We start from the raw sequence: 19,627 nt of genomic DNA, 5'->3' as shown, positions 1-19,627 counted from the left end.
AAGGCTGACAAACATACTGTGAACACCGTGTCACCATCAGACTCCGCGGCGCCCCGCACGAAACGCATCCTGCTTCGTTCCGGCAAGAGCCCCTTCGACGTCGTCCCCGTCGAGCAAGCCCTGCACCGGGACGTCATCCTCACCAACGCAGGCAACCTGATCTTCAGCGACGCCTCGCACAAGATCCTCCAGACGCCCGGCGTCGAGGTGGTCTCCAACAAGAACAAGATCGACGTGAACGCGGCGGCCCGGATCAACGAGGAGTACGACGCCTTCGTGGTGCCCCTCGCCAACGCCTTCCGCCCGTCGTTCGAGCCAGTGCTCCAGCGGATGACCCAGTTCATCCGCAAGCTGCGGATCCCCGTGGTGGTGCTGGGCGTCGGCGCCCAGGCCGGCCTCGACAACGACCCGGCCCGGCTGAAGCCCTTGGAAGCGAGCGTCCGCTCGTTCGTCTCGGCGGTGCTCGACCGGAGCGCGTCGATCGGCGTGCGGGGCGAGTTCACCGAGCAGTACCTGCGGAACATGGGCTTCCGGGACGTCGAGGTGATCGGCTGCCCCTCGCTGTTCATGCACGGCCGGGAACTGAACGTGGAGAAGCGGGTGTCCGAGGTGACCACCGCCTCCCGCATCGCCATCAACGGCTCGCACTCCGCGGTCAAGGGCCAGGGCCTGGACCAGATCATCCGGCGCACCCACGAGCGCTACCCGAACCTGACGTTCATCTGCCAGAACCTCAGCGACGCGCGGCAGATGCACTGGCGGGACCTGTCCGACTCGAACGCCAAGGTCACCGGGATGCCGTCGCACCCGGACCACCCGATGTACGCCGAGGACAAGGTCCGGGTCTACATCGACCCGGTCACCTGGATCGACGACCTGCGCGGCTACGACTTCTCCTTCGGCTCCCGCATCCACGGCAACATCGCCGCCCTGCTGGCCGGGACGCCCGCGACAGTGCTGACCGCCGACTCGCGGACGCTGGAGCTGTGCCGGTACTTCGAGATACCGCACCAGCGAATAGACCAGCTCCCCGACGACCTCGACCCGGCCCGGCTGTACGAGCAGGCCGACTTCAGCGGCCTGGTCGGCAACCACGCCGAGCGCTTCGACCGGTTCACCGGGTTCCTCGACAAGAACGGCCTGGAGAACACCTTCACGCACGGCGACGGCGGCGCGGCCTTCGAGAAGAAGCTGCGCTCGCTGTCCTTCCCGCCCGGCGTCCGGCCGTGGCTCGGCGAACCCGCCTCCGTCACCGAGCGGATCGGCTTCCTGTACGGCCGGGTCAGCGCGCTCACCTCCGAGAACAACAAGCTGAAGCGGGAGCTGAGCCAGGCGAAGAGCAAGGCCAAGACCCAGGCGAAGGCCGCGACGGCCGCCGCGGCGAAGAAGCCCGCGCCGTCCGACAGTTCGGTGATCCGCAGGGCCCGCCGCGTGGTGGGCCGCGCCTTCCAGTCGGGCCGTTAGTCCCCGTGCGACGCACCCCGCCGGACCGCCGGCGGGGTGCATACCACGGGCCCTCACCCCAGGGTTCCGGGACACGCGCGTGTCGTCCCCAGGTCGGCGCGCGTTAACCGGGGAGTCCGTTTCGTGACGACCCTGGAGTGCCCGCAGTGCCCGAACCCTCGTCCCGCCGGTGGCTGATGACGCGGCCCCGCCACCGCCGGATCACCGCCAAGCTGCTCGTCCTGGCCGCCCTGGCCGCGGCCTTCACCGCGCAGGCCGTCGGCGCGCTGCTGCCGAACGTGCCGCTGCTGCTGGCGGCCACCGCCGCCTCGCTGGCCGCCGAGGGCGCGGTGTACCGCTGGCAGCGCGGCATGCTGTCGCTGCTGACCAAGTCGCACGCCGACGTCACCGTCCGGCACGTGCTGCGCGACCTGCTGCTCGTGGTGGGCCTGCTGCGGCTCGGCGAGCAGCCCCGCGAGACGGTGTACGCCCCGCTGGTGGCCGGCCTGCTGGCCTGTTACGTCCTGCACTGCGCGATCCAGGCGGTCTCCGTACTGGTCCGGCGCAGCCGGACGCTGCCGGTGGTGACCCGGAACATCGACGCCGCGGCGCTGCGGCTGTCCCCGGCGCCGCCCGTCCTGCTGCGCCGCCCCGGGCACCGGCTGCTGGTCTTCGGGCTGCCGGCCACCGGCGGGCTGCTGGCCACGGTGGCCACCGACGCGCCGCTGTGCGGGGCGGCGGGCCTGGCCGTGTCGCTGCTGTGCTCGGTGGCCGGGCTCGGCGCCCTGCTGCTGCGGCTGCTGCCGGGCCGCCGGCCCGCCGGTGAGCGGGAGGTGCTCGACTGGTTCGACGCGTGGCTGGCGGAGTACCGGCCGACGGTCGGGCTGTACTTCTCCGGTTCCAGGGACTCCGCGTACCAGGCGAACATGTGGCTGGAGCCGCTGGCCCGGCTCGGCGGCCGGCCGGTGGTGGTGCTGCGGGAGCGGTTCATGGTGCAGAAGATCGCGGCCACCGACGTACCGGTGGTGTGCCTGCCGAAGGTGTCCACGCTGATGCGCCTTGAGCACTCCACGCTCCAGGTCCTCATCCACCCCTCGAACTCCGGCAAGACCTCGCAGGTGCTGCGCATCCCGACCATCAAGCACGCCTTCGTCAACCACGGCGAGAGCGACAAGCTGTCCTCCTGCAACCCCTACGCCAAGGCGTACGACGAGGTGTGGGTGGCCGGCCCGGCGGCGCGCGAGCGGTACGCGCTGGCCGAGGTCGGCGTCGAGGACAAGGACATCGTGGAGATCGGCCGCCCGCAGCTGGACGCGGTACGCCCGTACGCGGGGCCGCCGGCCGGCCGGTACACGACCGTGCTGTACGCGCCGACCTGGGAGGGCTGGGACGGCAACCCCGGCAACACCTCGGTGATCGCGGCCGGGGAGAACCTGGTGCGGGCGCTGCTCGCCGATCCGGGCGTCCGGCTGCTGTACAAGCCGCATCCGCTGACCGGGACGGTGGACCCGCGGGCCGGGGCCGCCGATCTGCGGGTCCGGGAGCTGATCCGGGCGGCGAACCGGGGACGGCCGGCGGCGCGCCCCGCCCACTCGGCGGAACTGGCCGGTCACGCGGCCCGGCTGGAGCGGCTGACCATGTCCGTGCCGCGGGCCGGGGCGGACCAGGTGGAGCGGATGCTCGCGCAGGCGGCGCCGGAGCCGGGGCGGGCCGCGGCGGTGGCCGAGGCCGCGGCCGGCTGGAACGCGGCGTACTGGGCGGCGCTGCCCGAGGGCGAGCACCGGATCGTCACCGAGGCGCGGCCCGCGCTGTACTCCTGCTTCGACCAGGCCGATCTGCTGATCAGCGATGTGTCGAGCGTGATCAGCGACTTCCTGGCGAGCGGGAAGCCGTACGCGGTGGCCAACACCAGCGGGCTGCCGCAGGAGGCGTTCCGGGTGGCGTTCCCGACGGTGGCGGCGGCGACCGTGCTGACGCCGGACGCGGCCGGGGTCCCGGCGCTGCTGGCGGCGGTGCGGCATCCGGAGCGGGACACCTTCGCCGCGGCCCGCGCGGCGCTGGCGCTGCGGCTGCTGGGGCCGGCCGAGCCGCCCGCCCAGCAGCGCTTCGCCGCGGCGGTACGGGCCCTGGCCGAGTCGGCCCGCGACCACCGCACCCGCGCGGCCGGCCGGCTGCCGGCGGACCTGCCCGGCCAGCGGCAGGAGAAGCAGCCGCCGACGCCCGGGACCGCCGCCCCCGTCACACCCCCGAGGGCCGGCCGCCACCGCTGACGCCGCGAAAGGCCCGGGGGCTCGGCCCACCCGGCCCCCGGCAGCGGACTACGGTCCGCCCGGGACCGCCACACCACCGCCGGGCGGGCACCACCGCTCACGCCGCCGAAGGCCCGGGGGCTCCTCCCACCCGGCCCCCGGCCCCCGGCAGCGGACTGCGGTGCCGTCCGCCCCGCCGCACCACCGCCGGGCCGAGCACCAGCGCTCACGCCGCCAAAGACCCGGGGAAACCCACTGCCGGGCCGACCACCACCGGCACTCCGCCAAGGCCCGGGGAAACCCACTGCCGGGCCGACCACCACCGGCACTCCGCCAAGGCCCGGGGAAACCCGCTGCGGTGCCGTCCGCCCCTGGTACGCCGCCGAGGGCCGGTCGGTGCCGGCGAGGTCTCGGAAGGCCGCTGACGGAATCCGTCGCGACCGGGGCGTACCGGCGCGGTGCGATCCGCCCGGAACTCCGGGCGCCCGCCCGCGGAACCGCCCGGTCAGCCGCGGCGGGCTGCCGCGGCCGTCACGCCGCCGCCGGCCGGTTGCCGCTCTTGAGGTCGCGGGAGCCGCGGCGGGCGCGGTGCAGGGCGCGGCGGAGCAGGGAGTCGGCCGGTGCCACGTAGCCGAGGAAGGGGCGCGCCTCGCGGCCGTGGGCCCGGTACAGCTCGTCGGGGATGCCCGCCTTCCGGTCCCGGAAGTGCGGGTAGACGAGGTACAGCCGGCGGCCGCCCTTCTCCAGGACGGCGGCCGCCTGCTTCCTGGCCCGGACGAACTCCACGACGTCGTCGAGGAGTTCGGTCTGCCGGGTCGCCACCAGGTGCATGCGCAGCCGCTCGTTGACCTTCAGCAGACCGGCGATGCCCGGGGTCCAGTAGGCGTCCAGCAGGGGCTTCGCCAGGTCGAGCTTGTGCCGCCGGACCTCCTCGGTGTCCTTCAGCCAGCGCGGGCCGAACTGGGCCAGCACCGTGACGCCGAACGGACGGACCATGAGCTGGTCGCGCCGGGAGCCGGCGGGCACCAGCTCGGCGATCAGATCCATCAGGGCGCGCGCGTGGCCGAAGCGCCCGGGGTAGGTGGAGGTCTTCGTCACGTGCTTGCCGTCGTCGCGGCCCACCAGGTAGTAGCAGGTGTAGTCGGCGAGCACGGAGACGCCGTCGGCCCGCAGGTACGCCTCCATCGTGAACAGCGCGTCCTCGCCGCTGAACAGGGACTCGTCGAAGCGCATGCCGTGCCGCTCCAGCAGCGCGCGGCGGAACAGCTTCTGGGCGGTGAGCGTGTACTTGATGTTGGAGGAGAAGACGTCCGTGCGCTCCAGCGACGTGCGCCACACCGACCTGGGGGCCTTGCGGTTGATCCCCTCGATGCGGCCGACGACCACGTCCGTGCCGGCCCGGTCGGCCAGCTCGACCATCCGCTGAAGGGCCTCGGGGCCGAGCCGGTCGTCGGCGTCGAGGAAGAACACGTAGCGTCCGGTGGCCCTGGCCAGGCCCACGTTGCGCGGGCCGCTGGGGCCGCCGGAGTTCTGCTGCCGGATCACCGTGACCGGCATGGGGGCGCGGGCGGCGAACTGCTCCAGGCAGTCCCCGGTGCCGTCGGTGGAGCCGTCGTCCACCGTGATGACCTCGATGCGCGCCGGGTCAATGGTCTGGGCCTCGACGGACGCCAGGCACTCGACCAGATACGGCATCGCTTCGTACGCCCCGATGATCACGGTGACATCAGGCTGCGTCACGGTCACTTGTTCCCCCTGGTCATGGGATTTTCCCCCGCATTGGTGCGGTATTACCTCGTTGGCTACCCGTTAGACGGGCGGCCGGCGGAAGTGGTTGCGTCACCCGTGCGCCTTCGTGATGGACGTCACGGTTTCGGCAACGCGAACGGCCCGGTCCACCAGGACCGGGCCGTTCGGTGCGGGATACCAGGGGTCAGCCGGCGCTGATGCCGTCCGCCTCGCCCGCGGTGTTGGCCCGCGCGGTGGGCAGTACGTCCGCCAGTTCCACGTCGGGGCCGCCGGCCACGATCCGGGACTCCTGGCCGACATTGCGCGTCTCGGCCTTCACCGCGAGGTCGGCGACCGCGTCGTTGAACTGCTCGATGGAGGTCGGCTCGTCGGGACCGAGCAGGTAGCGCTTGAGCTCCCCGCGGTCCTCGGCCAGCGGGTCCCCGGCCGGGTCGGTGACCGCGGTCAGCAGGGCGTCGAGCCCGGCGGCGGTGTTGTCGAGGATCACCGCGGCGCGCACCGCGGTGTTCTGCCGCTTGAACTCCTCCGCGCCCAGCTCCGCCGAGTCGGTGACCGCGTACGGCTTGCCGCTGGCGATGAAGTCGGAGACCACGCTGGAGATGTCGGAGACCATCGCGTCGGAGACGTTGAAGCAGTCGTACAGACGCGGCTCGGCGCCCGTGATGACCCGGTGCTCCCAGCTCGGGATCGCCGCCCAGTAGGCGTCGTTCCACTCGGCGCGCAGCCGGGCGACCTCCTCGTGCTTGCGCACGTCGACCACGCCGTCCCGGCTGGCCTCGGCCCCGTCGCCCCGGTCGGAGCCGCCGGCCAGCTCGGCGAGCCGGGCCTCGACGCGGGCCAGTTCCGCCCTGGCCGTCGTCCGGGCCGCGGCGTCCGTGCCGAAGCGGGCGTCGGCGGCGCGCTCGACGGCGGTCTTCTCGACCAGCGCGGTGATCCGCCGGTGGGCGGCGCCGGCCTCCTTGCTGACCGTGCCGGTGAACGGGTGCGGCTTGTACAGCACGCGGACCGGCGGGTCGGCGGTCACCAGGCGGCGGACGATGTTCTCGCCGGCCAGCACGATGGAGGTGTTGCCGGGGTTGCCGTCCCAGCCCTCCCAGGTGGGCGCGTACAGCACGGTCGGCATCCGGCCCTCGGGGACGCCGTGCCAGCCCTGGATGGGGGCCAGCTGCGGGCGGCCGACCTCGACGATGTCGTCGTCGCGGACCCCGACGTCGGCGATGGCGTAGCGGTCGCGGCCCGCGCGCCCGGCGGTCCACACCTCGTCGTAGACCTTGCTGAACGGGTTGACGCTGGCCAGCTTGTCGCTGTCGCCGTGGCCGATGAAGACGTGCTTCATGGTGGGGACGCGCAGCATGTGGATGTTCTTGCCGACGTTGGCGGCGTACAGCGCGACGCGCACCGTGGACAGGTCCATGTTCATCAGGTGCACCCCGCCGGGCACGCAGATCACCGGGACCGTGGTGGGCGCCAGGTTCTGGAGGATGACCCGCTCGCGCAGGATGACCAGCGGCCGGGTCTCCAGCTGCTCCATGGTCTCCAGCCACATGTTGACCTGGTAGGCGGAGTCCTTGGAGCCGGAGAAGTAGAGCACCGTCTCGGGCCGGTACTCGCCCAGCCAGTCGTCGACGGCGGCCAGCACCTTCTCGGCGTTCGGCGGGACCTTGCGGCCGCGTACGTAGGGCAGCAGGGCCAGCACGTACAGCGCGCCCAGCGCCAGGGTGACCGCGATGCCGGTGTAGCCGGCCGCGGAGCTGTCGAGCTCGGCGGCGACCAGTATGCCGACGACGGCGAACAGGTCGAGGTGCAGGATCTTCTCGGCGGAGCGGTGCAGCAGTCCGCGCGGCGGGGCGCCCGGGATGCGGATCCGCGAGGCCAGGTCGACGTTGCGGGTGGCGACCGGCAGCCGGCGGCGGTTGCGGATCAGGGTGACCAGGGCGCCGTGCGGGGCCTGCAGGCCGAAGAAGGCGATGAAGCAGGCGATGGCCCCGTAGTAGATCAGGTTGTCCGCGAGGGACAGCCGGGCCAGCAGGAGGATCAGCAGCAGCTGCCGGATCAGGAACCGGATCGACAGACCGGCCCGGATCTTGCTGAGCCGGTTGATCAGGTAGCTGTTCCTGCGGTGCAGGAAGTGGTCCGCCAGGTACGTCACGGCGGCCGCGGCCGCGAAGGCGGGAACGCTCGGGACGAGCGCGGCCACCATGAGACCGGGGAAGCCCAGAATCATGAGGACCGCCGCGGCCAGCTCGGCCGCGCTGCCCACCCGGGCCACGCGAATAGCGGTGGATATCACGGAGAACCTGCTTGGTGAAGGGTCTGGACGCTTCGTGGAGGTCGTGAAGGTACTGATTCAGGCCCCTGCCTTCGCTCGGCCGACGTCATTGACGACATCGACGACATTAACGAGCGGACGCAGAGGCCTGAATTACAGAAATCTATTTGCCGTCGATTATTACACGCCGTCCTGACGGTCCAGCACGGCGGCCAGCGCCTGCTCGAAGCCGGACGCCTTGGCCGCGCCGGCCGTCGGGTCCTGCTGGCGTACGTCGATGACGTGGCCGGTCAGCTCGGACAGCAGGACGTCGAGGGAGGCCCGGGCCACCGCGTCGGAGGAGAGCAGGCTGCCCGCGGGCTCCTGGCCGAACGCCTTGGTGCGCATCGGCGTCGCGGTCCGCTCGGGGTTGACGCAGTTCACGCGGATGCCGTCGCCGGCCCACTCGTCGGACAGCGCCTGGGTGAGGTTGACCATCGCGGCCTTGGTGGAGGAGTACAGGCTGTACTCGGCGCGGCCGCGGGTGTAGCTGCTGGAGGTGTACAGCAGGAGCTGGCCGCGGGTCTCGGCCAGGTACTTGTACGAGGACCGGGCGATCTGCACCGGGGCCAGGTAGTTGACCTTCAGCGCCTCCTCGATGGTGGCGTTGTCGGTCTCGGCGAGCTTGCCGATGCGCAGCACACCGGCGGTGTTGACGACGTAGTCGATCCGCCCGGTCTCGGCGTACGCCTTGGACAGGGCGTCGTCGACCTCCTCCGGGTTCTCCACGTGGGTGCCGGTGGTGGAGCGGCCGAGCGCGTAGACCGTCGCGCCGTAGGACTCGGCGAGTTCGGCGATGTCCTTGCCGATGCCGTAGGAGCCGCCGAAGACGACCATGGTCTTTCCGGTGAGCAGCTCGCGGTAGGCGTCCTCGCCGACCTGCTCGGGGGCGGCGCCGGAGGCCAGCTGGAAGAGCTTGTCGGCGATGAAGACGTCGACCGGCTGGGTGACCTTCATGTTGTACTCGTCACCCGCCACGACGTGGATCGGCACGTCCGGCAGGTACTTGAGCACGACCGAGCAGTCGTCGGTGGCCTGGAAGTTCGGGTCGCCGGCCGCGACCTCGTAGGCCCGGCGGATGGTGGACAGCTTGAACGCCTGGGGCGTCTGGCCGCGGCGCAGCCGGGAGCGGTCCGGGACGTCGGTGATGAACTCGCCGTCCGAGCCGTGGGTGCGGGTGACGATGATGGTGTCGGCGGACGGGATGGCCACGTCGACGGCCTGGTAGCGCTCCAGGGCGCTCACGCAGTCGTCGATGACCCGCTGCGACAGCAGGGGGCGCACCGCGTCGTGGAACAGGACGTTGCGGTCCTCGCCGTCGCCCAGGCCCTCGCCGAGGGCGGCGATGGCGCGCTCGGTGGTCTCGTTCCGGGTCGAGCCGCCCTCGATGATCCGCCGCACCTTGGTGAAGCCGGCCTTGGCGACGATCTTCTCGATGTCGGGCACGTACCCGGGCGCCATCAGGACGATGATGTCGTCGATGGAGTCGGCGTTCTCGAAGGTGGTCAGGGTGTGCTCGATGACTGCCTTGCCGGCGATCTTCAGCAGCTGCTTGGGGATCGACAGACCCACCCGCTGACCGGTGCCACCGGCCAGGATCACTGCGGTGGTACGGGGCTTGGCTATGTGCTGGGACACAGGTGACCTACCTTGGGGCGACAGGGAACTTCGAAATGGTCCCACTTGTGGTTACCGCAGTGCAAGGTGAGCGACCTCCGACGCATATGTGCGCGCAACCTGTCATTCACCTTGCACCGACGGGTCTCCGCGCGTGCTGTGAGGAACGCCTCAGTGCCGGCGCAGTTTCCGCAGGGCCCGGTGGCCGAGCACGCGCACCAGGTCCCTGGAGGACGTCTGGTGCACCGTACGCGACTTGACCGGCGCGGTGTTGCGCACGGGCGCCGCGGCGGCCGCGGCGAGCGCCCCGTACAGGGCCTGCGCGGCCACCTCGGGGTCGATCCGCGGCTTGCTGCCGGCCGCGTCCGGGGGCTTGGGCACGGCGGACAGCAACGCCGGGTCGCCCAGCACCCGTACGCCCATGGCGGCGATCCGGCCCGCCATCTCCGCGCCGATCTCCGCGGCGGCCTCGGCGGCCCAGCGCGGTGTGCGGATCTTCACGTCGTCCGGGCCCGGGGAGCACGCGTTCTTCATATGCATGACGGCGCCGTAGCGGACCAGCGAGGAATACAGCTCCTCGGGAAGTTCATTGCCGCGGAATTCCACATTGAGTTTCCGCAGCATTTCCGTCTCGGCGAGGGTCAGTGACCGGTTCGCCGTGTCCGGCACGGGCTGGAGCAGCCCGTCGGGCAGTCCGAGCAGCGCCTCGAAGGTGCGCATCAGCCCGCCGCGGTCGCGGTCGTCGACCACCACGACGGTGAGCCGCTCGGGACCGACCACCCGGGCCCACCGCTCGACCAGCCGGTCGTGCCGGTGCCGCCGCCAGAAGCTGGGGTTGGGCTTCTCGTACGGCGGCTTCTTGAGCATGTGCTCCAGCCAGCTCCCGTAGCCCATCCGCAGGCCGTTCTGCACGTACTGCTGCCACTGCGAGGGCATGATCTTCGCCAGCGGGCGCAGCGTGACCATGACGTGCACCCGGTCGCCGCCCAGTTCCCGGACGATCCGCTCGACGGTCTCGTCGTCGGGGGCGTCGGCGAAGAACTCGCTGCTCACCACGGAGGTGCGCCGGCCGGTGGCGGCGACCTGGGAGACCAGCGTCTCCCAGTGCCGCTCATTGGGTTTGCTGTTGCCCAGCATCCCGGGGCGCTCGCAGACCGCCAGGGCCGCCGACATCGGGTGCCGGCTGTCCGCCGGGAACTCCACGCCGTGCGCCTTCATGGCGTCCTTGGCCGCGAACAGCGCGCCCTGGATCGAGGTGGTCCCGGTCTTGTGCGGGCCTATGTGCAGCAGTCGGGTCCCGGCGGGGAACGGGGACACCCCGCTGTTGGCCGGGACGTCATCTCTCGTACAGTCCGTCTCCATGGTTAGGAGACGGTAAGAGGTCTTTCTGAGCGTTGACTAAGAGCTGCGTCACGCTGTGGCACGGATCACGCCAGGGAGACGCCGGGGCTGCCCGCGGCCACCCGCAGCCGGGCCAGGGTGCCGGCCGTCGCGGTGGGCTTGAGCACCGTGTTCACCGTCCGCACCCGGGCGTCGATGCCGTCCTTGCGGATGTCGAAGAGGTGGTAGCCGCGGTGCGCGTCGACCAGCTTCCAGTGCGGGTTGTCGCCCTTCAGCGGGTCGAACTGGGCGTGGAAGGCGGCCTGGTCCTGGTCGCCGTTGCTGGAGATGGAGGTGCCGACGAACTCGGCGCCGACGACCGGCGAGCCGGGGTCGGCGTAGTCGGTGCGCAGGTCGCTGACCATGGTGAGGTGGCGGTCGCCGGTGAGCACCACCGGGTTGCGGACCTGCTGGAACTCCTTCAGCAGGGCGTTGCGTTCGGCCTGGTAGCCGTCCCAGGCGTCGTAGTACCAGAGCTTGCCCTCGCCGACCTTCAGGTCGGTCTCGGCCATCATGACCTGGGAGGCGATCAGGTTCCAGCGGGCGGGCGAGCCGCGCAGCCCCTTCAGCAGCCACTGCTTCTGCTCGGTCCCCAGCATGGTCGTCGACGGGTCCTGGGCGCCGGCCTGGCTGGTGGCCTGGTCGCTGCGGAACTGCCGGGTGTCCAGCACGTTCAGCCGGGCCAGGCGGCCGAACTCCAGGCGGCGGTACATCTGGATGTGCGGGCCGCTGGGGACCGCGGTGGCGCGGACCGGCATGTGCTCGTAGTACACCTGGTAGGCGGCGGTGATGCGGTCCACGAAGGCGTCGTGGGTCTGCTTGTCGGGGTCCTGCGGGACCTGGCCGGCGTAGTCGTTGTCGACCTCGTGGTCGTCGAAGGTGACGACGAACGGCGCGTTGGCGTGCATCGCGGCGAGGCCGGGGTCGCTGCGGTACTGGGCGTAGCGGTTGCGGTACTGGGTGAGGGTGTAGGGCTCACCGGTGCCCTCGTGCTTGCGTACGGCGGTGGCCGACGGGGTGGACTCGTAGATGTAGTCCCCGACGAACAGCACGACGTCCGGGTCCTGTTCGAGCATGTCGGCGTACGGGGTGAAGTAGCCCTGCTGCCAGTTCTGGCAGGAGGCCAGCGCGACCCGCAGGGCGCCGGTGGCGGTCGCGGCGGGCGCGGTGCGGGTGCGGCCGGTGGGCGAGAACTGGCCGCCGGCCCGGAAGCGGAACCAGTACGTACGTCCCGGGCGCAGCCCGCGTACGTCCACGTGGACGCTGTGCCCGAGGGCGGGCCGGGCCACCGTGAAGCCGGCCCGCACCACGTCGCGGAAGCGCGCGTCGGAGGCGACCTGCCACTGCACGGACACGTTCCGGTCGGGCATGCCGCCGCCGTTCAGCGGGTCCGGGGCGAGCCGGGTCCACAGCACCACGCCGTCCGGGAGCGGGTCGCCGGAGGCGACGCCGAGGCTGAACACGTCCTCGGACAGCGGGATCTCGGCCGCCTGCGCGGTGCCGGGCAGCCACAGCTGGGCGGTGGCCGCGGCGCCGAGCACGGCGGCGCCGCCGGTCAGGAAACGGCGTCGGTCGGTGGATGCTGCTCCGGTCATGGCTGAACTCCCTGGTGTCGCGAGCCGCGTGGACACCCAGGAAGCTCACGCTCCGGGGTGGGCGGGTCGCTGAACCAAGTCGTTCGCGTGCATGACAAGTAAGTGGACAGGCGGGGTCCCGTTGCGACGCGGCGGCCTCACGGTTAACGGGAGTCGGTCGCAACGGGTCGTCCGGGGGCGGCGGCCGGTGCTTGCGGTCCGGCCGGTGCTCGCGGTCCGGCCAGTCCTCGCGGTCCGGCCAGTCCTTGTGGTCCGGTCAGTTCGGGAAGCTGTTGCCGAGCCAGCCGCCTGCGGTCGGCATGCCGAGGCTGCCGGCGCCGAAGACGAAGGAGCCGGTGGCGGTAGCGCCGGTGGCGGTCGCGGGGAAGACCCACACCGCGCCGGCCCCGCTGTTCTCCCCGGGCGCCCCCACCACCGGCTCCGCGCGGCCGTCGCCGTTGCCGTCGACCAGGTCGAGGGCGGAGCCGAACCTGTCGGCCGTCTCGGCCGCGCCGGGCACCCCCGCGGTGTCCTGGTGAAAGACCTGGCCACCGGCGCCCGTGGGCCCGCCGGGTCCGCCGGGGATCACGGCGACTGAGCCGGACGGCTGGACGGTGCCGACGCCCTCGGTGGGATTGCCCGACAGGATGTCGCCGTAGCCGTCGCCGTTCACGTCGCCCACGGTCAGATGGCTGCCGAAGTCGTCCTCGGGCTCCTGGGTGCCGGGCACGCCGGGGGTGTCCTGGTCGATGACCTGGATGTGGGCGGTGTCCGGGCCGTTCGCGGTGCCGTAGGAGATCCTGATGTTCTGGAAACCCAGGAGCAGGTCGGCCCGGCCGTCGCCGTTCACGTCGCCGAGGGTGAGCGCGCTGCCGGTCGCGTTCGCGGGGTCGCCGTCCCCGTTGGCGAGGACGGTGGCCGAGGCGAGCGGGTCGGCGCCGCCGCGCAGGTAGTGCAGTTCCTGGTAGCTGCCCGCCTCCTCGTCCTCGTCGTACACCGTGACGCGCGCGACCAGGTCGGTACGGCCGTCACCGTCGGCGTCACCGGCGACGAGGTCGGTCACGATCTCGTTGACGGGACCGTCGAGCGCGGTCCCCCGGGTGGCGGCGGGCACGCCGTCCCGTCCGAAGGGGCCGGTCTCCAGGTTCCCCTCGCGGATCAGGTCGTCCTGGCCGTCGCTGTCGAAGTCACCGGTGGCGACCGGGCCGTCCTGGTAGGTGCCGTCTCCGACGGCCGGCAGGGTGGTCGCCGAGCTGAGGCCCCCGGGGCCGCCCCACAGCACGGTCCGGCTGCCCCGCCGTGTCGTGCCGCCGGAGGTCCACTTCTCCTGCGCCGCCAGCACCAGCAGATCGGTGTAGCCGTCGCCGTCGAGGTCGGCGGTGTCCAGGTCGTACCCGAACTCGTCGTCCTTCTCGGGGGAGCCGGGTATGCCGGCGGTGGCCTGCGAGTAGATCTGCTTGGCCGAGGTCGACGTCCCCGACGCCGATCCGTACAGGACGGCGACGTAGCCGGCCTTCGCGACGCCGTTCACGGTGCCGAACGGGGCGCCGACGGCCAGGTCCTCGTATCCGTCGCCGTTGAAGTCCTGCCGTTCTTCCACCGCCCCGGCGGGCCGGGCCTGGGCGAGCGGTGACATGGCCGTGGTCGCGGCAAGGAGCGCGATGGCGATCGTCAGGGCCCGGCCGGACTTCGCTGCGTCGAGGTGTCTGGGCACGTCATCTCCGGTGAGTCGCGGGGCAGTCGGCCGCGGGACGGGTCAGAAACCGTCCCACGCTGCCCCGTACGACTCACCGGTCGCCGGAGTGGTTGTCCTGGCAGGCGGCTCGGGTTCACACCCCGTTCACCGCCTTCACCACGTTCGCCTCTAGAACGGGTCGAAGCCCTCGAACTCCTGGTCCGCCTCGTCCCGTTCGGCCTGCCGGTCGCGGCGGCGCTGGGCGGCGGGACGGGGTTCCTCCAGGCGGTGGTCCTCGCCACGCCGACCGAGCATCTCCGCCCCGGCCATCACCGACGGCTCCCAGTCGAAGACGACGGCGTTGTCCTCGGGGCCGATGGCGACGCCGTCGCCGGACCGGGCGCCGGCCTTCATCAGCCGCTCCTCGACACCGAGCCGGTTGAGCCGGTCGGCGAGGTAGCCGACCGCCTCGTCGTTGTTGAAGTCGGTCTGCCGCACCCAGCGCTCCGGCTTCTCGCCGCGCACCCGGAACAGCCCGTCCTCCTCCTGGGCCACCGTGAAACCGCTGTCGTCGACGGCCTTGGGCCGGATGACGATCCGGGTCGCCTCTTCCTTCGGCCGGGCCGCCCGCGCCCCGGCCACCAGCTCGGCGAGCGCGAACGACAGCTCGCGCAGCCCGATGTGCGCCACCGCCGACACCTCGAAGACGCGGTAACCGCGCTCCTCCAGCTCGGGCCGCACCATCTCGGCGAGGTCCTTGCCGTCCGGTACGTCGGTCTTGTTGAGGACGACGACCCGCGGCCGGTCGCCGAGCCCGCCGTACTGCCGCAGCTCCTCCTCGATGATGTCGAGGTCGGAGAGCGGGTCGCGGTCGGACTCCAGCGTGGCGGTGTCCAGCACGTGCACCAGCACGCTGCACCGCTCCACGTGCCGCAGGAACTCGAGACCGAGCCCGCGGCCCTGGCTGGCGCCCGGGATCAGCCCCGGCACGTCCGCGATCGTGTACACGGTCGACCCGGCGGTGACGACACCGAGGTTGGGCACCAGGGTGGTGAACGGATAGTCCGCGATCTTCGGCTTGGCGGCGCTCAGCACCGAGATCAGCGACGACTTGCCCGCGCTCGGGTAGCCGACGAGCGCCACGTCGGCGACGGTCTTCAGCTCCAGGACGATGTCCTGGAGGTCCCCGGGCTCACCGAGCAGCGCGAACCCGGGCGCCTTGCGCCGCGCGGAGGCCAGCGCCGCGTTGCCGAGCCCGCCGCGCCCGCCCTGGGCGGCGACGAAGGACGTGCCGTGTCCGACCAGGTCGGCCAGCACGTTGCCCGCCTTGTCCAGTACCACCGTGCCGTCCGGCACCGGCAGCACCAGGTCCTGGCCGTCCTTGCCGGAGCGGTTGCCGCCCTCGCCGGGCTTGCCGTTGGTGGCCTTGCGGTGCGGGGAGTGGTGGTAGTCGAGCAGGGTGGTCACGGACTGGTCGACGGTGAGGATGACGTCGCCGCCCCGGCCGCCGTTGCCGCCGTCCGGACCGCCCAGCGGCTTGAACTTCTCCCGGTGCACGGAGGCACAGCCGTGGCCTCCGTTACCCGCGGCGACATGCAGCTCGACGCGGTCCACGAAGGTGGTCATGGGATGTGCCTCCAGTTACGTACGGGTGTTTCCTGGTCCAACACGCGAAAGGCGGACCCACTTCCCCGCAGGGAAGTGAGGTCCGCCTCGCGAAAGTCTCCGGTCAGGCGACCGGGACGATGTTCACGACCTTGCGGCCACGGGCGGTGCCGAACTGCACCGAACCGGCCTGGAGCGCGAACAGCGTGTCGTCGCCACCGCGGCCGACGCCGGCGCCCGGGTGGAAGTGGGTGCCGCGCTGGCGGACGATGATCTCACCCGCGTTGACGACCTGACCGCCGAAGCGCTTCACGCCGAGCCGCTGGGCATTGGAGTCGCGACCGTTCCGGGTGGACGATGCGCCCTTCTTGTGTGCCATCTCTCCTCAGTCCCTTACTTCGCAGCCGCGGGGATCTCAGTGACCTTGATCGCCGTGTACTGCTGGCGGTGGCCCTGACGACGGCGGTAGCCGGTCTTGTTCTTGTAGCGCAGAATGTCGATCTTCTGGCCCTTGTGGTGGTCCACGACCTCGGCCTGGACCTTGATGCCGGCCAGCACCCACGGGTCGCTGGTCACAGCCTCGCCGTCGACAACGAGCAGGGTCGAGAGCTCGACCGTGTCGCCAACCTTGGCAGTGGAAATCTTGTCAACCTCAACGATGTCACCGACAGCAACCTTGTGCTGACGGCCACCGCTGCGCACGATGGCGTACACGCGGATCTCTCTTTCGCTCGGAGAACGGCACCCCCGCAGGCCAGCCGCCCGACATGACGGGCAGCCTCTCCTGGGCGCCGGACGCCCGGGAGGATGAGGTTTACGGGGATGTGGCGAGTCTATGGACACGCCGACGCCCAAGGTTACGGGGGCGGCATCCGCCGGTCAAACCGGGTGCGGGCCGGGTGCGGGCGGCCAACGCCGGGGCGGGGCGGCCACGGACCCTCAGGTCCGCCGCCGCCCCGCCCCGTTCCGTCCGGCTCGATCCGCTCCGGCTCAGTCCGCTCCGGCTCAGTCCTCCGTGGTGGCCGACACCGACGGTGTCGACTGCTCGGCCGCCGCGGTCTTCTTCGACGTGGCCTTCTTGGCGGCCGACTTGGTCGTCGACTTGGTGGTCTTCGCCGCCTTCTTGGCCGTGGTCGTCTTCTTCGCCGCCGTCTTCTTCGTGGCGGCCGTCTTGGCGGCCGTCGTCTTCTTGGCGGCGGCCTTCTTCGCCGGTGCCTTCTTGGCCGCCTTGCGGGCGGTCTTCTTGGCCGGGGCGGCCTCCTCGGTGCCGGCCGGGGTCTCCTCGGCGGCCGGGGCCTCCGTGGCGGCCGGGGCCTCCGTGGCCGGGACGACCACGACGGCGGCCTCCGCGTCGGCGGTGGGCGCGGTGGCCTTGCGGACGGCACGGCGGCGCGGCCGGGCCGGGGGCGCGGGCTCCGCGGCGGCCGGCTCGGGCTCGGGCTCGGCGGGCTGGGCGGCCTGGGGCTCGGGCTGCTCCACCGGTGCGGCGGTCTCCGGGACCGTCACCACGGCGGCCTCCGCACCGGCCGGCGAACCGGCGGGCGCGGACACCTTGCGGGTCGCCCTGCGCCGCGTACGGCCCTTGGGCGCGGCGTCCTCGACGGGCGCCTCCGCGACGGGGGCCTCGGTGACGGGCGCCTCGGCGACAGGGGCCTCCGCGACAGGGGCCTCCGCGACGGGGGCTGCCGCGGCCGGGGCTTCGGCGGCCGACTCGGACGGTGCCGGGCGCTCGGCCTCCTCCCGTGCCGTCGCGTCCGGGGCCGCCGGCGCCTCGGGCTGGGCGGACTCGGCCTGCGGGGCCGGGGCGCCCGCCGGGGCCGACGCGCGCCGGCCGGTCCGACGCCGGCTCCGGCCGCGCTTGGCCGCGGCCTCCGCCTCGAAGACGCTGCTGTACAGCTCCTCGTCGGGCGCGAAGTCCGGCGCCGGCAGGGCGATCGGCTCGGTGGCCCGCTCCGCGGTCTGCTCGGCCTCGGCCTCCGCCTCCTGCTCCGCCGTCGGGGTGTCGACGGTGACCAGGGTCTCGTGCTCGTGCTCGTGCGGCTGCTCGGCGCCGCCCGCGCGGGCCCGCTTGCGGCGCTTGCCGCCGCCGTTGCCGCCGGCCGACGGCTGGTCGAGGTGGACGATGACGCCACGCCCGTTGCAGTGCACACAGGTCTCGGAGAACGACTCCAGCAGACCCTGCCCGACCCGCTTGCGGGTCATCTGCACCAGACCCAGCGAGGTCACCTCGGCGACCTGGTGCTTCGTACGGTCCCGGCCCAGGCACTCCAGGAGGCGGCGCAGCACCAGGTCCCGGTTGGACTCCAGCACCATGTCGATGAAGTCGATCACGATGATGCCGCCGAGGTCGCGCAGCCTGAGCTGGCGCACGATCTCCTCGGCCGCCTCCAGGTTGTTCCTGGTGACCGTCTCCTCCAGGTTGCCGCCCTGGCCGGTGAACTTGCCGGTGTTGACGTCGACGACGACCATCGCCTCGGTCCGGTCGATCACCAGCGAACCGCCGCTGGGCAGCCAGACCTTGCGGTCCAGCGCCTTGGCGAGCTGCTCGTCGACCCGGTACGTGGCGAAGACGTCGACCTCACTGGTCCACTTGGACAGCCGGTCGGCCAGATCGGGCGCCACGTGCGAGACGTATCCGTGGACGGTCTCCCAGGCGTCCTCGCCGCTGACGACGACCTTGGTGAAGTCCTCGTTGAAGATGTCGCGGACCACCCGGACGGTCATGTCCGGCTCGCCGTACAGCAGCGTCGGCGCGTTGCCGCCGTTCTTGGACTTCTTCTGGATCTCCGCCCACTGCTGCTGGAGCCGCTCGACGTCGCGGCGCAGCTCGTCCTCGCTGGCGCCCTCGGCGGCGGTGCGCACGATGACGCCCGCGTCCTCGGGGACGATCTTCTTCAGGATGGTCTTCAGCCGGGCCCGCTCGGTGTCGGGCAGCTTGCGGCTGATGCCGGTCATCGAGCCCTCGGGCACGTAGACCAGGTAGCGGCCCGGGAGGGAGACCTGGCTGGTGAGGCGGGCGCCCTTGTGGCCGATCGGGTCCTTCGTCACCTGGACGAGCACCGACTGGCCGGACTTGAGGGCGGATTCGATGCGCCGCGGGCCGTTGGCCATGCCCAGCGCCTCGAAGTTGACCTCGCCTGCGTAGAGCACGGCGTTGCGGCCCTTGCCGATGTCGATGAAGGCGGCCTCCATCGACGGCAGCACGTTCTGCACCTTGCCGAGGTAGACGTTGCCCACGTACGAGGTGGCCTGCTCCTTGTTGACGTAGTGCTCGACGAGCACCCCGTCCTCCAGGACGCCGATCTGCGTGCGCTCGCCGTGCTGGCGGACGACCATCACCCGCTCGACGGCCTCGCGGCGGGCCAGGAACTCGGCCTCGGTGATGATCGGCACGCGCCGGCGGCCCTGCTCGCGGCCCTCGCGGCGGCGCTGCTTCTTGGCCTCCAGGCGGGTCGAGCCCTTGATGGACTGCACCTCGTCGGACGGCTCGGCCTTCGGGCGGGGCTCACGGACCTTTACGACGGTCCGCTCGGGGTCGTCGGTGGTCTGCTCGGCCTCACCGGAGGCGTCACCCGCCCGGCGGCGCCGGCGCCGGCGCCGGCGGCTGCTGCTGGAGCCGTGGCCGCCGCTCTCCTCGCCGCCCCGGGCGCCGGTGTCGTCGTCCTCGGCGTCCTCGTCGGCCTGCTCGGCGGTGTCCTCGGCGTCCTGCGCGGCCTGGTCGGCGGCGAGGTGCTCGGGGTCGGAGTCCGCGCCGTCGGCGTCGCTGTCGCCGTCGTTCTCGTTGTCGCCCAGGTCGCCCCGGCGACGACGACGGCCGCCCCGGCGACGACGACGGCGCGAGCCGCCCTCGTCGGTGTCGGCGTCGACGTCGGTGTCCTCGTCGGCCGGCTGCTCCTCCGCCTCGGCCTCCGGCTCGTCGGCCGCGACCGGCTCCACCTCGCTGGTGGTCGCGGCCCGCAACCGCTCCCCGCTCGTGCTGATCACGGCCGAGGTCCCCACCGGGTACGCGGGCGCCCAGAGCTTCGGC

General features: G+C 72.1%; 12 protein-coding genes. 2 read left to right on the top strand and 10 right to left on the bottom strand.

The window, feature by feature from the left end:
* The first annotated feature begins 27 nt into the window (after positions 1-27).
* Positions 28-1,464 (top strand): polysaccharide pyruvyl transferase family protein, encoded by a 1,437-nt coding sequence (locus AB0G32_RS25135; RefSeq protein ID WP_361167402.1) that lies wholly within the window; start codon positions 28-30, stop codon positions 1,462-1,464.
* Between the two features lie 176 nt (positions 1,465-1,640).
* On the top strand, positions 1,641-3,713 hold the full coding sequence (locus AB0G32_RS25130) for a hypothetical protein (protein ID WP_361167621.1): 2,073 nt from the start codon (positions 1,641-1,643) through the stop codon (positions 3,711-3,713).
* Between the two features lie 510 nt (positions 3,714-4,223).
* On the opposite strand, the gene AB0G32_RS25125 is transcribed toward AB0G32_RS25130, so the two are convergent.
* From AB0G32_RS25125 to AB0G32_RS25080, 10 genes are all read right to left on the bottom strand, one after another.
* Complete coding sequence (locus tag AB0G32_RS25125) at positions 4,224-5,438, bottom strand: glycosyltransferase family 2 protein (protein ID WP_361167399.1); 1,215 nt, start codon at positions 5,436-5,438, stop codon at positions 4,224-4,226.
* A gap of 187 nt (positions 5,439-5,625) precedes the next feature.
* Entirely contained in the window at positions 5,626-7,701 is a 2,076-nt protein-coding gene (locus AB0G32_RS25120) for a hypothetical protein (RefSeq protein ID WP_361167618.1), read from the bottom strand.
* A 189-nt stretch (positions 7,702-7,890) separates the two neighbouring features.
* Positions 7,891-9,387, bottom strand: a complete 1,497-nt coding sequence (locus AB0G32_RS25115) for a bifunctional cytidylyltransferase/SDR family oxidoreductase (protein WP_361167396.1) — start codon at positions 9,385-9,387, stop codon at positions 7,891-7,893.
* 150 nt (positions 9,388-9,537) lie between these two features.
* The gene (locus AB0G32_RS25110; protein ID WP_361167393.1) at positions 9,538-10,728 is read right to left on the bottom strand and encodes a hypothetical protein; all 1,191 of its coding nucleotides are present in this window, start codon (positions 10,726-10,728) and stop codon (positions 9,538-9,540) included.
* Between the two features lie 65 nt (positions 10,729-10,793).
* Positions 10,794-12,341 carry an alkaline phosphatase D family protein gene (locus tag AB0G32_RS25105; RefSeq protein WP_361167390.1) on the bottom strand — a complete coding sequence of 516 codons (1,548 nt, stop codon included), beginning with the start codon at positions 12,339-12,341 and terminating at the stop codon, positions 10,794-10,796.
* 256 nt (positions 12,342-12,597) lie between these two features.
* On the bottom strand, positions 12,598-14,034 hold the full coding sequence (locus AB0G32_RS25100) for an FG-GAP-like repeat-containing protein (RefSeq protein WP_361167387.1): 1,437 nt from the start codon (positions 14,032-14,034) through the stop codon (positions 12,598-12,600).
* Positions 14,035-14,184: 150 nt separating this feature from the next.
* Positions 14,185-15,621 carry a GTPase ObgE gene (gene obgE / locus AB0G32_RS25095; protein ID WP_361167384.1) on the bottom strand — a complete coding sequence of 479 codons (1,437 nt, stop codon included), beginning with the start codon at positions 15,619-15,621 and terminating at the stop codon, positions 14,185-14,187.
* Positions 15,622-15,724: 103 nt separating this feature from the next.
* Positions 15,725-15,979, bottom strand: coding sequence for a 50S ribosomal protein L27 (rpmA, locus tag AB0G32_RS25090; RefSeq protein WP_215169040.1), 255 nt, complete (start codon positions 15,977-15,979; stop codon positions 15,725-15,727).
* A 14-nt stretch (positions 15,980-15,993) separates the two neighbouring features.
* Positions 15,994-16,314 (bottom strand): 50S ribosomal protein L21, encoded by a 321-nt coding sequence (gene rplU / locus AB0G32_RS25085; RefSeq protein ID WP_030217740.1) that lies wholly within the window; start codon positions 16,312-16,314, stop codon positions 15,994-15,996.
* 291 nt (positions 16,315-16,605) lie between these two features.
* Positions 16,606-19,627 (bottom strand): Rne/Rng family ribonuclease (locus AB0G32_RS25080; RefSeq protein WP_361167379.1); only part of this gene is annotated, 3,022 nt, incomplete at its 5' end.

The organism is Streptomyces sp. NPDC023723, assembly GCF_040639815.1.
Classification (GTDB): domain Bacteria; phylum Actinomycetota; class Actinomycetes; order Streptomycetales; family Streptomycetaceae; genus Streptomyces.
Note: the sequence above shows the minus strand (reverse complement) of the source record. Positions and strands in the feature narration are given on the sequence as shown.

What these genes read in the sequence shown, in the direction of transcription:
- AB0G32_RS25105 (WP_361167390.1), bottom strand. Translation starts at nt 12,341, where the DNA reads ATGACCGGAGCAGCATCCACCGACCGACGCCGTTTCCTGACCGGCGGC.
- obgE (WP_361167384.1), bottom strand. Translation starts at nt 15,621, where the DNA reads ATGACCACCTTCGTGGACCGCGTCGAGCTGCATGTCGCCGCGGGTAAC.
- AB0G32_RS25130 (WP_361167621.1), top strand. Translation starts at nt 1,641, where the DNA reads ATGACGCGGCCCCGCCACCGCCGGATCACCGCCAAGCTGCTCGTCCTG.
- rpmA (WP_215169040.1), bottom strand. Translation starts at nt 15,979, where the DNA reads ATGGCACACAAGAAGGGCGCATCGTCCACCCGGAACGGTCGCGACTCC.
- AB0G32_RS25110 (WP_361167393.1), bottom strand. Translation starts at nt 10,728, where the DNA reads ATGGAGACGGACTGTACGAGAGATGACGTCCCGGCCAACAGCGGGGTG.